Origin of the sequence: Shinella agrisoli (assembly GCF_046557955.1) — a bacterium.
Lineage (GTDB): Bacteria > Pseudomonadota > Alphaproteobacteria > Rhizobiales > Rhizobiaceae > Shinella.
Map to the genome: position 1 here is coordinate 231,101 of NZ_JBJIEP010000004.1, position 14,410 is coordinate 245,510.

Sequence of the window (14,410 nt, forward strand, 5' to 3'; positions counted from 1 at the left end):
TTTTAAACGGTGCCGCCCCGATTCCGGATATTTTTGCGAATGATTTGCAATAGCATTGACAGCCGCGGAAAGCGCCCTATAGTTTAATGCAACTCATTCGCAAAAGCAGATCAGGAAGACCCATGCTCCGCCGTACGTTCACCGCCCTCCTCGCAAGCCTGCCCCTTCTTGCCGCCGCCCCCGCCACCGCCCTCTCCCAGGAAAAGCCGAAGGTGGTGACGACCTTCACCATCATCGCCGACATCGCGGCGAACGTGGCGGGCGATGCGGCCACCGTCGAATCGATCACCAAGCCGGGCGCGGAGATCCACAACTACCAGCCGACCCCGCGCGACATCCTGAAGGCGCAGGACGCCAAGCTCGTATTGTGGAACGGCCTCAACCTCGAACTCTGGTTTGAGAAATTCCTCGCCAATCTCGGCGACGTGCCGAACGTCACCGTCAGCGAGGGCGTCACGCCGATGAGCATCGTGGAAGGCCCCTACGAGGGCAAGCCGAACCCGCATGCCTGGATGTCGCCGGACAATGCACTGATCTATGTCGAGAACATCCGCAAGGCGCTCGTCGCGCTGGATCCCGCCAATGCCGCGACCTACGACGCCAACGCCAAGGCCTACAGCGAGAAGATCAAGGCGCTCGGCGAGGAGATGAAGGCGAAGATCGGCGCGCTGCCCGAGGAAAAGCGCTGGCTCGTCACCAGCGAGGGCGCCTTCAGCTATCTCGCCCGCGACTTCGGCCTCAAGGAGCTCTTCCTCTGGCCGATCAACGCCGACCAGCAGGGCACGCCCAAGCAGGTGAAGGCGGTGATCGACGCGGTGCGCGAGCACGATATCCACGTCGTCTTCAGCGAAAGCACCGTTTCCGCCGACCCGGCAAAGCAGGTCGCCGCCGAGACGGGCGCGGCCTATGGCGGCATCCTCTACGTCGACTCGCTGAGCGAGGCGGGCGGCCCCGTGCCGACCTACCTCGACCTGCTGCGCGTGACGTCCGAAACCATCGTGAAGGGCCTTTCGCAATGATGATGGGCGGCAAGCCGAAGAAGGTGGCGGGCATCATCGCCGAGGATGTGACCGTCACCTACCGCAACGGCCACACGGCGCTGCGCCACGCCAGCTTCTCCGTGCCGAAGGGCACGATCACCGCGCTCGTCGGCGTCAACGGCGCGGGCAAGTCCACGCTCTTCAAGGCGATCATGGGCTTCGTGCCCATCGCCGCCGGCAAGGTGACGATCCTCGGCCTTTCCGTGCGCGAGGCGCTGAAGAAGAACCTCGTCGCCTACGTGCCGCAGGCCGAGGAAGTCGACTGGACCTTCCCCGTGCTCGTCGAGGACGTGGTGATGATGGGCCGCTACGGCCACATGAACTGGCTGCGCATCCCGACCAGACGCGACCACGAGATGGTCGACGAGGCGCTGACGCGCGTCAACATGGCCGATTTCCGCAAGCGCCAGATCGGCGAGCTTTCCGGCGGGCAGAGGAAGCGCGTCTTCCTCGCCCGCGCGCTCGCGCAGGAGGGCCAGGTGATCCTGCTCGACGAACCCTTCACCGGGGTCGACGTCAACACCGAGGAGCAGATCGTCGAGCTGCTCGGCAAGCTGCGCGAGGAAGGCCGCGTCATGCTGGTCTCCACCCACAACCTCGGCAGCGTGCCGGACTTCTGCGACCGCACGGTCTTCGTGAAGGGCACGGTCATCGCCTCCGGCCCGACGGCCGAGACCTTCACCGAGGCCAACCTGGAGCGCGCCTTCGGCGGCGTGCTGCGCCACTTCATCCTCGGCGGCCAGGACCTGCACGACGACGAGGACAGGCGCTCGGTCAAGGTCATCACCGACGACGAGCGCCCCTTCGTCATCTATGGCGAGCGCGAGCAGGAGAAGGCGCCGTGATCGACACGCTGCTCGAACCCTTCGGCTACGGCTACATGGTCAACGCCATGTGGGTGAGCGCGCTGGTCGGCTGCATCTGCGGCTTCCTTTCCGCCTATCTCATGCTCAAGGGCTGGTCGCTGATCGGCGACGCGCTCTCGCACTCGATCGTGCCTGGCGTCGCCGGCGCCTACATGCTCGGCCTGCCCTTTTCGGTGGGCGCCTTCCTCTCCGGCGGGCTCGCCGCCGCCGCCATGCTCTTCCTCAACCGAAAGACGCGGCTCAAGGAGGATGCGATCATCGGCATGATCTTCTCCTCCTTCTTCGGCCTCGGCCTGTTCATGGTGTCGCTCTCGCCGACGCCGGTGAACATCCAGACCATCGTGCTCGGCAACATCCTCGCCGTCACGCCGGAGGACACGATCCAGCTCGCCGTCATCGGCGCCGTCACGCTTCTCATCCTGCTTCTGAAATGGAAGGACCTGATGGTCACCTTCTTCGACGAGAGCCATGCCCGGTCGATCGGCCTCAACACGACCGCCCTGAAAATCCTGTTCTTCACGCTGCTCAGCGCCTCCACGGTCGCGGCCATGCAGACGGTGGGCGCCTTCCTCGTCGTCGCCATGGTGGTGACGCCCGGCGCGACCGCCTACCTCCTGACCGACCGCTTCCAGCGGCTGATCGTGATCGCCGCCGCCCTCGGCGCCGGCACCAGCCTTATCGGCGCCTATCTCTCCTATTTCCTCGACGGGGCGACGGGCGGCATCATCGTCGTGCTGCAGACGGCGATCTTCCTTGCCGCCTTCCTCTTCGCGCCGAAGCACGGCCTCCTCGCCGCCCGCCGCAGGGGGCGCCTTGCCCTGCGGGCCGTGGAGGAGAGCCAGCCATGAACGAGACGCTCGAATTGGCGATCATGCCCTTCCAGCTCGCCTTCATGCAGAACGCCTTCCTGGTGACGCTGGCGATCTCGGTTCCGATGGCGCTGCTGTCCTGCTACCTCGTGCTGAAGGGCTGGTCGCTGATGGGCGACGCGGTCTCCCATGCGGTGCTGCCGGGCGTGGTCGTCGCCTATGTCGTGGGCCTGCCCTTCGCCGCCGGCGCCTTCGTCGCCGGCCTCTTCTGCGCGCTCGCCGCCGGCTACCTCAAGGACAACAGCCGCGTGAAGGAGGACACGATCCTCGGCATCGTCTTCTCCGGCATGTTCGCGCTCGGCCTCGTGCTCTACGTGAAGATCCAGCCGGACATCCATCTCGACCACATCCTCTTCGGCGACATGCTCGGCATCGCCGCGATCGACCTGGTCGAGACGGCGGCGATCGCCAGCGCCTCGACGGCCTTCATCCTCCTCTTCCGCAAGGACCTGCTGGTGCAGGCCTTCGACCGGCAGCACGCCTCGGCCATCGGCCTGCCGGTGAAGCTCCTGCACTACGGCCTGCTCGCGGTGTTGTCGCTCGTCGTGGTCGGCGCGCTGAAGGCCGTCGGCATCATCCTGGCGATCGCCATGCTGGTGGCGCCCGGCGCCATCGCCGCCCTCCTCACGCGGCGCTTTGGCAGCATGCTCATGGTGGCGGTCGCCGTCGCCGTCGGCACCTCGTTCTTCGGCATCTGGCTGAGCTTCCTCATCGACAGCGCCCCGGCGCCGACCATCGTGCTCCTGATGACCGTCCTCTTCGTGCTCGCCTTCCTCCGGCAAGTGCTGCAAAGCCGAAAGCCGGCCGAGGAGGCCTGAACCGGCGCGGCCGGCGCTCTGTCGACAGCCGTCCGGTTTCCGTCTATCGTCCGCCGCAAACGGCCGGCCCTGCTTCGGCCGCAACGAGAGACAGAACAGCAACGGGACGGCATGGCGCATATCGGTATCGTCGGCGGCGGCCTCATGGGCTGCGCCACAGCGCTCAATCTCCTGGAACAGGGCCACAGCGTGACGGTCCTCGAGCGGGACGCCGGCGGCCTGCCGGCCTCGGTCGGCAACGCGGGCATCCTCGCCGTGCCGGAAATCGACCCGCTCGCGCGGCCGGACATGCTGCTGTCCGTGCCGAAATGGCTGCTCGACCCGCTCGGCCCACTTGCCGTGCGCTGGCAGGACCTGCCGGCGCTGACGCCCTGGCTCGTGCAATTCCTGCTTTCCGCGCGCCCTGCCAAGGCGGCGGCAAGCCGCGCCGCCATGCTCTGCCTCATGAAGTCCGCGGAGGCCGACCATGTGCGGCTCGGCAACTTCGCCGGCATTTCCGGCCATATGCGCGATACCGGCGCGCTGACGGTCTTCGACAGCGTCACGGCCCGCGACAAGGTTTTCGCGCACGAGGCGGAGAATGCGAAGCTGATCGGCTGCAACGTCGAGAAGCTGGATGCGCAGGAGGCGCGCCGCCGCGTGCCGGCCCTGCAAGGCCCCTTCGCCGGCGCGATCTTCAGCGACGGCTACAAGACCTTCGAATATCCGCTGACCTTCCTGCGCCGCCTGCAGGCGGTGCTGCGCGAGCGGGCGACGCTTCTCGACGCCACCATAGCCTCGGTGGCGCAGGCGGAAAGCGGCATCGTCGTGCGGACGGAGGGCGGGCGCGAATTCACCTTCGACAGGCTGGCGATCACCGCCGGCGTCTGGTCGCGCCGCTTCGTCGCCGACCTCGGCCTGAAGGTGCTGCTGGAGACCGAGCGCGGCTACAACACAACCTTCATGAACCCTTCGACGGTGCTGGAGATGCCGGTCTTCTTCTCCGAGCACGGCTTCGTCGCCACCCCGTTCGAGAACGCGCTGCGCATCGGCGGCGCGGTCGAGCTCGCCTCGCCGGACGCGCCGGCCAACTACAGGCGTGCCGCGGCGATGCGCAGGAAGATGCGCCGCTATGTGCCGGACCTTCCGGAAGAGGGCGGCACGGAATGGATGGGGCGCCGTCCCTCGACGCCGGATTCGCTGCCTGTCATCAGCCTGCACCCGCGCGACCCGCGCATCGCCTTCGCCTTCGGCCACGGCCATCTCGGCCTCACGCTCTCGGCGACGACCGGCCGCCACGTCGCCCGGCTGCTTGCCGGCGAGGGCGAAAGCGCGCTCGCCCCCTTCTCCATCGCCCGCTTCCAGTAAGCGCGCGCCCCTCCCATAACAACAACAAGAAAGAGACCGCGCATGCATAAGGTTATCTTCGACACGGATCCCGGCGTGGACGACGCCATGGCGCTTCTGTTCCTGCACAACCACCCGGACATCGACCTTATCGGCATCACCACCGTCTTCGGCAACGCCTCGATCGAGACGACGACGCGCAACGCGCTGTTCCTGAAGCGCGAATGGGGTATCGCGGCACCGGTCGCCCGCGGCGAAGGCAAGACCTACAACCCGATGCGCAACCCGGTCGACTGGCCGGTGATGATCCACGGCCACGACGGGCTCGGCAACATCGACGTGCCGGAGGTCATCGACCTGCCGCTCGATCCGCGCCCGGCGCACCGCTTCATCATCGAGACGGTGCGGGCCAATCCCGGCGAGGTGACGCTGATCGCCGTCGGCCGCATGTCGAACCTCGCCTATGCACTGAAGGAGGCCCCGGAGATCGCCGGCCTCGTGAAGGAGGTCATCATCATGGGCGGCGCCTTCGACGTGCCCGGCAACATCACGCCCGCCGCCGAGGCCAACATCCATGGCGACCCGGAAGCCGCCGACGTGGTGATGACCGCGCCGTGGAAGGTCACGGTCGTCGGCCTCGACGTGACGATGAAGACCGTTATGACGCGCAAGCGGCTTGCCGAGCTCACCGCCGAGAACGGCAGGCACCTGAAGCTGCTCTCCGGCATCTCGCAGTTCTATATCGACTTCTACGGCCGGCACGTGAAGGACGAAGGCATGGTGGTGCACGACAGCTGCGCCTGCATCTACCTCGTCGCGCCGGAGCTCTTCCAAACGCGCAGCGGCGCGATCCGTGTCGTGGCGGGCGGCATCGCCGACGGCCAGACGATCCAGAAGCCGGATGCGCGCCACTTCCCGCCCGGCAACTGGGACGACCTGCCGAGCCAGCACGCCTGCATCGGGATCGACGCGGAAAAGGTGATGGCGCTGCTCTGCGAGACGCTGGTGCGGTAGCGGGAAGTCGCCCGGCAGGAATAATGCCCCTCGCCTGCCCGCCGGCATCCTCTTCCCGCAAGCGGGGCGAGGAGCGCTGGGGGTACGGGTTTCCTCAAATCGCGACCTGCGGAACCGGCGCAACATCCCCTTCTCCCCGCCTGCGGGGAGAAGGTCCCGCCAGGAGGATGAGGGGCAATTCCTTCGCCGTCAGCCCGGCGTTGCCGGCAGCTGCCAGTCGATCGGCTTGCGGCCGTGCTTTTCGAGGAACTCGTTGGCCTTGGAGAACGGCCGCGAACCGAAGAAGCCGTTATGGGCCGAAAGCGGCGAGGGGTGGGCCGACCGCAGCACGAGATGGCGGCTGCGATCGACGAAGGCCGCCTTCTTCTGCGCATAGGAGCCCCAGAGGATGAAGACGACGGGCTTTTCCTGCTCGTTGACGGCGCGGATGACCGCGTCGGTGAAGCGCTCCCAGCCGCGCCCCTGGTGCGAGGCGGCGCGGCCCATCTCCACCGTCAGCACGCTGTTGAGCAGGAGCACGCCCTGCCTGGCCCAATGTTCCAGGAACCCGTGGCGCGCCGGCGGAATGCCGAGGTCGTCCTGAAGCTCCTTGTAGATGTTGACGAGCGAGGGCGGCAGGCGCACGCCGGGCTGCACGGAAAAGCAGAGCCCGTGCGCCTGGCCTTCGCCATGGTAGGGGTCCTGCCCCAGGATGACGACGCGCACCTCCTCGAGCGGCGTCAGGTCGAGCGCGCGGAAATATTCCGATCCCTTCGGGAAGATGCGCCGTCCCTCCTGCTTCTGCTCCAGGAGAAAGGCTTTCAGGTCAGCCATGTAGGGGCTGGAAAACTCCGCCGCGAGCGGCGCCTTCCAGCTCTCGCCGATCTTCACATCTGCCACGGCCATCGCTCACTCCTCGTCCTGCCTTTGGAAAGGAAGCGAAGTCTAGCGCCGGATGACGGGCAAGAACCGGCCGAAGAGCCGGTCATCCACAGCTAATCTCAGCCGACGCCGAGCACGCCCATGAGGTTCCTCATGCGTGCGGCCGCAAGCTCCGGCCTGTCGAGCACGTTCGCCCGGTCGGCAAGCCGGAACACATCGGCATAGTGCAGAAGGCCGCGGGCGGACTGCATGCCGGCCGGCATGGTGAAATGGTCCTGGTGGCCGTTCAGCCAGGCGAGGAAGACGACGCCGGCCTTGTAATACTGCGTCGGCGCCTCGAAGATCTTGCGCGAGAGCGGCACGGTCGGCGCGATGACGGCGCGGAAGGCGGCGGCGTCGCCGGCGGCAAGCGAGGCCAATGCCCTGGAGGCCTGCGGCGCGACCGCATCGAAGATGCCGAGCAGCGCGTGGCTGTACCTCTGCCCGTCGCCCTCGATGAGTTCGGCATAGTTGAAATCGTCGCCGGTGAAGCAGAGCACGCCCTGCGGCAGCCGGTCGCGCAGCGCCACTTCCTTCGCGTTGTCGAGCAGCGAGATCTTGATGCCTTCCACCTTGCCGCGGTTCTCCGCGATGATCGACAGCACCGCCTCCAGCGCCGGCTCGAAATCGTCGGAGCCCCAGTAGCCCCTCAATTGCGGATCGAACATGTCGCCGAGCCAGTGCAGCACGACCTTGTCCCTGGCCTGGCCGAGGATGCGTCCGTAGACCCTGCGGTAGTCGTCCGGCGACGTTGCGATGCGGGCAAGCGCCCGGCTCGCCATCATGATCGCCCGCCCGCCGTGCTTTTCCACGAAGCCGACCTGCTCCTCGTAGGCCCGGATCACATCGTCCAGCGAGCGGGCGTCGGCGGGGTTCAGGTGGTCCGTGCCCGCGCCGCAGGCAAGGTCGGCGCCCGGCACCGTCCTCGCCTCCGCGAGCGAACGGCGGATCAGTTCCTGCGCGCCGGCCCAGTCGAGGCCCATGCCGCGCTGCGCGGTGTCCATCGCCTCCGCGATGCGGAAGCCGAGCGACCAGAGGTGATGCCGGAAGGCCAGGGTGGCGTCCCAATCGACCGCCGGCGTCTCCCACGGCCGCGTGTCGCGGCGAGGATTGGAAACGACATGGGCCGCGGCATAGGCGATGCGGCTGAAGGCGGGCACGGCGAGCGGGCGCTCCGTGGGTGTGCCCACGAGCCCATAGGCTTCGACGCCGCCATCGGCGCGCGGCAGGGAAAGGCTGATCGGCATGACGTCCTCCCGAGGGTTTTTCAGGGCAATAATTTAGATCGTTCCAAATTTCAAGGGAGATTTTTGCCGGATTGCGTTCGGCAACGACGCGTCGCCATCTATGTCGAGAGACAGGAAAGCGCCTGCCCGGCCCTCTGTCGTCATCCTCGGCCTTGAGCCGAGGGCCCAAGAATCCGGGACATTGCGGACGCGGCATGGATGGTCGGGTCAAGTCCGACCATGACGAGTGGAGAGGAACTGCCAACAATACGAGGCATCTGGCCTTTGCCATTCCACTTCATCAAACGCAATCCAAACCCTCTTGACAAATTTGGAACGATCCAATTAATTGCCTTCAACAAGCGGGCTCGAACGCCCGGCACAGGGAGGATGATCGTGAACAAGGGCCGGGTGACCGTCGTCGATATTGCGCGCGCCGCCGGCGTGTCGAAGTCGACCGTCTCGCTCGTCCTGCAGGCAAGCCCCCTCGTCAACGAGGCGACCCGCGCCAGGGTGAACGCGGCCATCCGCGAGCTCGGCTACGTCTACAACCGCGGCGCGGCGAACCTGCGCCAGTCGGCCTCCTCGCGGATCATCGGCATCATCGTCAACGACCTCACCAACTCCTTCTTCGCCGAGCTCGCCGTCGGCATGGACATGGTCATGCAGTCGGCCGGCTATGTGCAGTTCCTGTCGAACTCCGGCGAAAGCGTCGACCGCCAGCGCGAGGTCATCGCCTCCATGCGCGAACACGGCATTTCCGGCCTCATCCTCTCGCCCGCCCGCGGCACGGAAGCGGCGGACCTGAAGCCCCTTGCCGCGAGCGGCATCCCCGTCGTCGCCGTGGTGCGCAACGTGGTCGGCGCGAAGGTCTCCTCGCTGTTCTCCGACAACTATGCCGGCGCGAAGGATGCGGTTCGCCACCTCGTCTCGCTCGGCCATCGCCGCATCGCCTTCCTGGGCGGGATACCCAACACCACCGTCTTCGCCGAGCGCGTGCAGGGCTGGCGCGATGCGCTCGCGGAAGCGGGACTGGAAGCGCCGGACGGGCTCGTCATCGGCACGGCCGCCTCGCGCGCCGGCGGCCTCGCCGCCATCGAGCGTGCGCTGCTGCTTCCCGACCAGCCGACCGCCGCGCTCTGCTTCAACGACGCGGCCGCCTTCGGCGTCTGCGACGGGCTGCGCGCCGCCGGCAGGGAGCCCGGCCGCGACTTCGCCGTGGTCGGCTTCGACGACGTGATCGAGGCCGAGACCGCCGTGCCGGCGCTGACGACGGTTTCCGTCGATCCGCAGGGCATGGGCCGGCGGGCGGCGCAACTGCTCCTGAAACAGATCAATGCAGGCCGGGTGGAGCCCGAGGCGATCGTCAGCTCCGTGCGCCTCGTTGTGCGCCAGAGCTGCGGCGCCGGCCAGAAGACGAAGAGGATGTCGGCATGACGCGATGGGGTTTGATCGGGGCGAGCACGATCGCCCACGAATGGGTGATTGACGCGATCCGCGCCGTGGGCGGCGAGATCGTTTCCGTGATGAGCACGAGCGCAGAGCGCGGCAGGGCCTATGCCGGCGATCACAAGATAGCCAGGGCCGTCACCACGCTCGGCGAGCTCGTGGACGACCCGTCGGTCGACGCCGTCTACATTTCCACCACGAACGAGCTGCACCGCGACCAGGCCCTCGCCGCCGCGAAGGCCGGTAAGCACATCCTGTGTGAAAAGCCGCTGGCGACCTCCCTCGACGATGCGCGCGCCATGGTGAGGGCCGCAAGGGACGCCGGCGTCGTCATGGCGACCAACCACCACCTGCGCGGCGCGGCCACGCACCGGGCGATGCGCGATGCGATCGCGGCGGGCAGGATCGGCCGGCCGCTCGCCGCCCGCATCTGCCATGCCGGCCTACTGCCGGCCCATCTCCAGGGCTGGCGGCTCGACAAGCCGGAAGCCGGCGGCGGCGTCATCCTCGACATCACCGTGCACGATACGGACGCCCTGCGCTTCGTGCTCGGCGACGACCCGGTGGAAGTCGTCGCCTTCGGCCAGGCGAGCGGCATGGCGAAGGGCGGGCTGGAGGATGCGGCGATGGGCGCGATGCGCTTCAGGTCAGGACTTATCGCCCAGTTCCACGACGGCTTCACCACGCCCTATGCCGTGACGGGCTTCGAGGTGCACGGCAGCGAAGGCTCGCTGATCGGCCGCAACTGCATGATCCAGAAGCCGGGCGGCAGCGTGACGCTGCGCACCGCCGCCGGCGAGGAAGAGCTGACGATCGAGCACCGCAATCTCTATGAGACGACCCTTCTCGCTTTCGACGCGGCGATAGCCGGCACCGGCACGCCGCTCTGCACGGGCGAGGACGGCGTCTGGTCGCTGGCGACCGGCCTTGCCGTCGTGGAAGCGGCGCGCACCGGCAGCGCGGTCAAGGTCGCGCCGGGACTTTGAAAGAGAATTCGGAAAGATCCATGAGCAAGCATATCACCCCGCGGCAGGCCGCAGACCTCATCCCGGACGGCGCCGTCGTTTCGGTCTCCTCCTCCTCCGGCCTCGGCTGCCCGGACCTGACGCTGAAGGCGATCGGCGAGCGCTTCGACGAGGCCGGCCATCCGCGGAACCTGACCACGCTGCACCCCATCGCCGCCGGCGACATGAGCGGCATCAAGGGCATCGACCACATCGCGAAGAAGGGGCTCCTGAAGACGGTCATCGCCGGCTCCTATCCCTCCGGCCCTTCCTCCGCCGAGCCGCCGCTGATCTGGCAGATGATCGGCCGCGACGAGGTCGCTGCCTACAACATCCCCTCTGGCGTCCTCTTCGACATGCACCGCGAAGCCGCCGCCAAACGCCCCGGCGTCATCACCAAGGTCGGGCTCGACACCTTCGCCGATCCGCGCCGCGAGGGCTGCGCGATGAACGCCTCCGCCGCCAAGGAGTCGGTGGTCGAAAAGATCACCTTCGCCGGCGAGGAATGGCTCTATTTCAAGGCGATCGCCCCTAAGGTCGCCATCATCCGCGCCACCACGGCGGACGAACGCGGCAACCTCACCTACGAGCACGAGGGCGCCTATCTCGGCGGGCTCGACCAGGCGCTCGCCGCCCGCAACAACGGCGGCATCGTCATCGCGCAGGTCAAGCGCATCACCAAGGAAGGCTCGCTGAAGCCGCACGACGTGCGGGTGCCCGGCGTGCTGGTCGATTACATCGTGGTCGATCCGGAGCAGAAGCAGACGACGCAGACGCTCTACGACCCCGCGATCTCCGGCGAGATATTCCGCCCGCTCGACACGTTCCGCCTGCCGGAATTCAACATCCAGAAGGTCATCGCCCGCCGCGTGGCCGAGGAGCTTGAAGCCGGCAGCGCCGTCAACCTCGGCTTCGGCATTTCCGCCAACGTGCCGCGCATCCTCCTCGAGGAAGGCCTGCACGGGGCCGTCACCTGGGTGATCGAGCAGGGCGCGGTCGGCGGCGTGCCGCTGCTCGATTTCGCCTTCGGCTGCGCCTCGAACGCCGATGCCTTCATGCCCTCGCCTTACCAGTTCACCTATTTCCAGGGCGCGGGCTTCGACGCCTCGCTGCTCTCCTTCCTGGAGATCGGCAGGGACGGGTCGGTGAACGTCTCCAAGCTCTCCTTCCGCCCGCATGTCACGGCCGGCGCCGGCGGCTTCGTCGACATCACCGCCCGGGCGAAGAAGATCGTCTTCTCCGGCATGTTCAATGCCGGCGCCAGGCTCGCGGTCGAGGACGGGAAGCTCGTCATCGAGAAGGAGGGCAAGCTCAAGAAGCTGGTGAACGAGGTCGAGCACGTCACCTTCTCCGGCCCGCGCGGCGTCGCGCAGGGGCAGGACGTCACCTATGTCACCGAGCGCTGCGTGATGAAGCTGACGCCGGAGGGCATCGTGCTCACCGAGATCGCGCCGGGCGTCGATCTCCAGGCGCATATCCTCGACCAGTCGGAATTCGACCTCATCGTTTCGCCGGATTTGAAGGTCATGGACGCCTCGCTGTTCGGCGAAGCGCCGATCGGCCTGACGCTGCCGGAAAAGGCGCCGCGCAAGCTGGCGGGAGCGGACCATGGCTGAGCCGCGCATCCGCGTTTCCACCGAGGGTGCGCTCGCGACGATCACCGTCGCGCGGCCGGAGAAGCTGAACGCCTTCGACATCGAGATGCTGAAGGAGCTTTCGGCCGCCTGCGACACGGTCGAGGCGGATGCCGCCGTGCGCGTCGCCATCCTCACCGGCGAGGGAAAGGCCTTTTCCGCCGGCGGCGACATCCGCGCCTGGGCGGGCATGGAGCCGAACGAATTCGGCCATGCTTGGGTGCGCTTCGGCCACCGCGTCTTCGAGCGGCTGGCGACGCTGCGCATGCCGCTGATCGCCGCCGTCAACGGCCATGCGCTGGGCGGCGGGCTGGAGCTGGCGGCGGCGGCCGACATCCGCATAGCGGAAACGCGGGTGAAGGTCGGCCTGCCGGAAGCGGGCCTCGGCATGGTGCCCGGCTGGTCCGGCACGCAGCGGCTCGTCAAGCGCTTCGGCGCGCAGGCCGTGCGGCGCATGCTCATCGGCGGCGAGGTGCTGACGGCGACAGAGGCCGCGGCGCTCGGCATCGTCGACCAGGTCGTCGAGACGGGCACGGCCGTCGAGGCCGCAACGGCCTATGCGACGCGCATCGCGGCGCGGGGGCCTGCGGCAACGGAGATTTCCAAGCTGATGATCGCCGTGGCGAACGGCGAGGACAACGGTGCGGCGGTGGAGGCCCTCGGCTCCATCCTCGTCGCCAAGACCGGGGACCTGAAGGAAGGCGTCGCCGCCTTCACGCAGAAGCGCCCTGCGCAGTTCAAGGGAGAATGGTGATGACCGCGCATGTGAAGCCGAAGGCGCTCGACGATTTCAAGGCACGCGACTTCCGCATGCTGATCGACGGTGCGTGGATGGAGGGCGCCGGCAGCGTAATCGAGCGCGTCGCGCCCGGCCATGGCGTCGTCGTCAGCCGCTATCCGGCCGGCACGAAGGCCGATGCCGGGCGCGCCATCGCGGCCGCCAGCAAGGCCTTCGACGATGGCCCGTGGCCGCGCATGACGGGCGCCGAGCGCTCCAACATCCTGCTGAGGGCCGCCGATCTCATTACCGCAAAGGCCGACGAGCTCGCCTTCCTCGACACGATCGAGAGCGGCAAACCGATCAGCCAGGCGAAGGGCGAGCTGGCCGGTGCCGCCGACATCTGGCGCTACGCCGCCGCGCTCGCCCGCGACCTCCACGGCGAGAGCTACAACACGCTTGGGCAAGGCACGCTCGGCGTCGTGCTGCGCGAGGCGATCGGCGTCGTCTCGATCATCACGCCCTGGAACTTCCCGTTCCTGATCGTCAGCCAGAAGCTGCCCTTCGCGCTTGCCGCCGGCTGCACGACGGTCGTCAAGCCCTCGGAGCTGACCTCCGGCTCGACGCTCCTGCTCGGCGAAATCCTCATCGAGGCCGGCGTGCCGGCGGGCGTCGTCAACATCGTCACCGGAACCGGGCCGGAGGTGGGCAGCGCGATGACGACACATCCGGATGTGGACATGGTGTCCTTCACCGGCTCGACCGGCGTCGGCCGGCTGACCATGGCCAATGCCGCGCAGACCCTGAAGAAGGTCTCGCTGGAGCTCGGCGGCAAGAACCCGCAGATCGTCTTCCCCGACGCCAATCTCGACGAGTTCATCGACGCCGCCGTCTTCGGCGCCTATTTCAACGCCGGCGAATGCTGCAATGCCGGCTCGCGGCTGATCCTGCACGAATCCATCGCCGACGAGGTGACGGCCCGTGTGGCGGAGCTGGCGAAAAAGGTGAAGGTCGGCGATCCGCTCGATCCGGCCACGCAGGTGGGCGCGATCATCACGCCGCAGCATCTTGAAAAGATCGGCGCTTACGTGGACGGCGCGGCCAGGGCCGGCGCCTCCGTCGCGCTCGGCGGCGGCACGCTCGATCTCGGGCTCGGCCAGTTCATGGCCCCGACCATCCTTTCCGGCGTGAAGCCGGACATGGCCGTCGCCCGCGAGGAGGTCTTCGGCCCGGTGCTGTCCGTGCTGACCTTCGAGACGACGGAGGAGGCGGTGAGCATCGCCAACGCCATCGACTACGGCCTCTCGGCCGGCGTCTGGAGCCGCGACTTCGACACCTGCCTGACGATCGGCCGCAAGGTGCGCGCCGGCACGGTCTGGATGAACACCTTCATGGACGGCGCGTCGGAACTGCCCTTCGGCGGCTACCGCCAGTCCGGCCTCGGCCGCGAGCTCGGCCGGCATGCCGTGGAGGACTACACGGAGACCAAGACGCTCAACATGCATATCGGCGCGCGCACCGGCTGGTGGATGCCGCGATGAGCAAC

13 protein-coding genes are annotated in these 14,410 nt (G+C 67.6%); 11 read left to right on the forward strand and 2 right to left on the reverse strand.

Annotated elements, in window-relative coordinates:
- Positions 1 to 122: 122 nt before the first annotated feature.
- The 6 genes from ACIIOY_RS05175 (at position 123) to ACIIOY_RS05200 (ending at position 5,933) form a co-directional block, all read left to right on the forward strand.
- A complete protein-coding gene (locus ACIIOY_RS05175) occupies positions 123 to 1,019 on the forward strand; it encodes a metal ABC transporter substrate-binding protein (RefSeq protein WP_411033556.1) in 897 nt (298 codons plus the stop codon).
- Entirely contained in the window at positions 1,016 to 1,885 is an 870-nt protein-coding gene (locus tag ACIIOY_RS05180) for a manganese/iron ABC transporter ATP-binding protein (protein ID WP_411033557.1), read from the forward strand. The genes ACIIOY_RS05175 and ACIIOY_RS05180 overlap by 4 nt, the downstream gene beginning before the upstream one ends.
- Positions 1,882 to 2,754: a metal ABC transporter permease gene (locus ACIIOY_RS05185; protein WP_411033558.1), complete on the forward strand. Its 873-nt coding sequence runs from the start codon at positions 1,882 to 1,884 to the stop codon at positions 2,752 to 2,754. Before ACIIOY_RS05180 ends, ACIIOY_RS05185 begins: the two co-directional genes overlap by 4 nt.
- Positions 2,751 to 3,593 carry a metal ABC transporter permease gene (locus tag ACIIOY_RS05190; protein WP_411033559.1) on the forward strand — a complete coding sequence of 281 codons (843 nt, stop codon included), beginning with the start codon at positions 2,751 to 2,753 and terminating at the stop codon, positions 3,591 to 3,593. The genes ACIIOY_RS05185 and ACIIOY_RS05190 overlap by 4 nt, the downstream gene beginning before the upstream one ends.
- Before the next feature lie 111 nt (positions 3,594 to 3,704).
- Positions 3,705 to 4,940, forward strand: coding sequence for an NAD(P)/FAD-dependent oxidoreductase (locus ACIIOY_RS05195; protein ID WP_411033560.1), 1,236 nt, complete (start codon positions 3,705 to 3,707; stop codon positions 4,938 to 4,940).
- Between the two features lie 42 nt (positions 4,941 to 4,982).
- A complete protein-coding gene (locus ACIIOY_RS05200) occupies positions 4,983 to 5,933 on the forward strand; it encodes a nucleoside hydrolase (protein ID WP_411033561.1) in 951 nt (316 codons plus the stop codon).
- Between the two features lie 189 nt (positions 5,934 to 6,122).
- Here the strand turns inward: ACIIOY_RS05200 and ung are convergent, their stop codons facing one another.
- The gene (ung, locus tag ACIIOY_RS05205) at positions 6,123 to 6,818 is read right to left on the reverse strand and encodes a uracil-DNA glycosylase (protein ID WP_411033562.1); all 696 of its coding nucleotides are present in this window, start codon (positions 6,816 to 6,818) and stop codon (positions 6,123 to 6,125) included.
- Between the two features lie 95 nt (positions 6,819 to 6,913).
- On the reverse strand, positions 6,914 to 8,080 hold the full coding sequence (locus ACIIOY_RS05210; RefSeq protein WP_411033563.1) for a dihydrodipicolinate synthase family protein: 1,167 nt from the start codon (positions 8,078 to 8,080) through the stop codon (positions 6,914 to 6,916).
- Positions 8,081 to 8,455: 375 nt separating this feature from the next.
- Here ACIIOY_RS05210 and ACIIOY_RS05215 point away from each other — a divergent pair, with 375 nt between their 5' ends.
- The 5 genes from ACIIOY_RS05215 to ACIIOY_RS05235 are packed head-to-tail and all read left to right on the forward strand — an operon-like array spanning position 8,456 to position 14,405.
- Complete coding sequence (locus ACIIOY_RS05215; RefSeq protein ID WP_411033564.1) at positions 8,456 to 9,496, forward strand: LacI family DNA-binding transcriptional regulator; 1,041 nt, start codon at positions 8,456 to 8,458, stop codon at positions 9,494 to 9,496.
- Entirely contained in the window at positions 9,493 to 10,494 is a 1,002-nt protein-coding gene (locus ACIIOY_RS05220; protein ID WP_411033565.1) for a Gfo/Idh/MocA family protein, read from the forward strand. The genes ACIIOY_RS05215 and ACIIOY_RS05220 overlap by 4 nt, the downstream gene beginning before the upstream one ends.
- 20 nt (positions 10,495 to 10,514) lie before the next feature.
- The gene (locus tag ACIIOY_RS05225) at positions 10,515 to 12,128 is read left to right on the forward strand and encodes an acyl CoA:acetate/3-ketoacid CoA transferase (protein ID WP_411033566.1); all 1,614 of its coding nucleotides are present in this window, start codon (positions 10,515 to 10,517) and stop codon (positions 12,126 to 12,128) included.
- On the forward strand, positions 12,121 to 12,900 hold the full coding sequence (locus ACIIOY_RS05230) for an enoyl-CoA hydratase/isomerase family protein (RefSeq protein WP_411033567.1): 780 nt from the start codon (positions 12,121 to 12,123) through the stop codon (positions 12,898 to 12,900). Before ACIIOY_RS05225 ends, ACIIOY_RS05230 begins: the two co-directional genes overlap by 8 nt.
- On the forward strand, positions 12,900 to 14,405 hold the full coding sequence (locus tag ACIIOY_RS05235; RefSeq protein ID WP_411033568.1) for an aldehyde dehydrogenase family protein: 1,506 nt from the start codon (positions 12,900 to 12,902) through the stop codon (positions 14,403 to 14,405). Before ACIIOY_RS05230 ends, ACIIOY_RS05235 begins: the two co-directional genes overlap by 1 nt.
- Positions 14,406 to 14,410 lie beyond the last annotated feature (5 nt).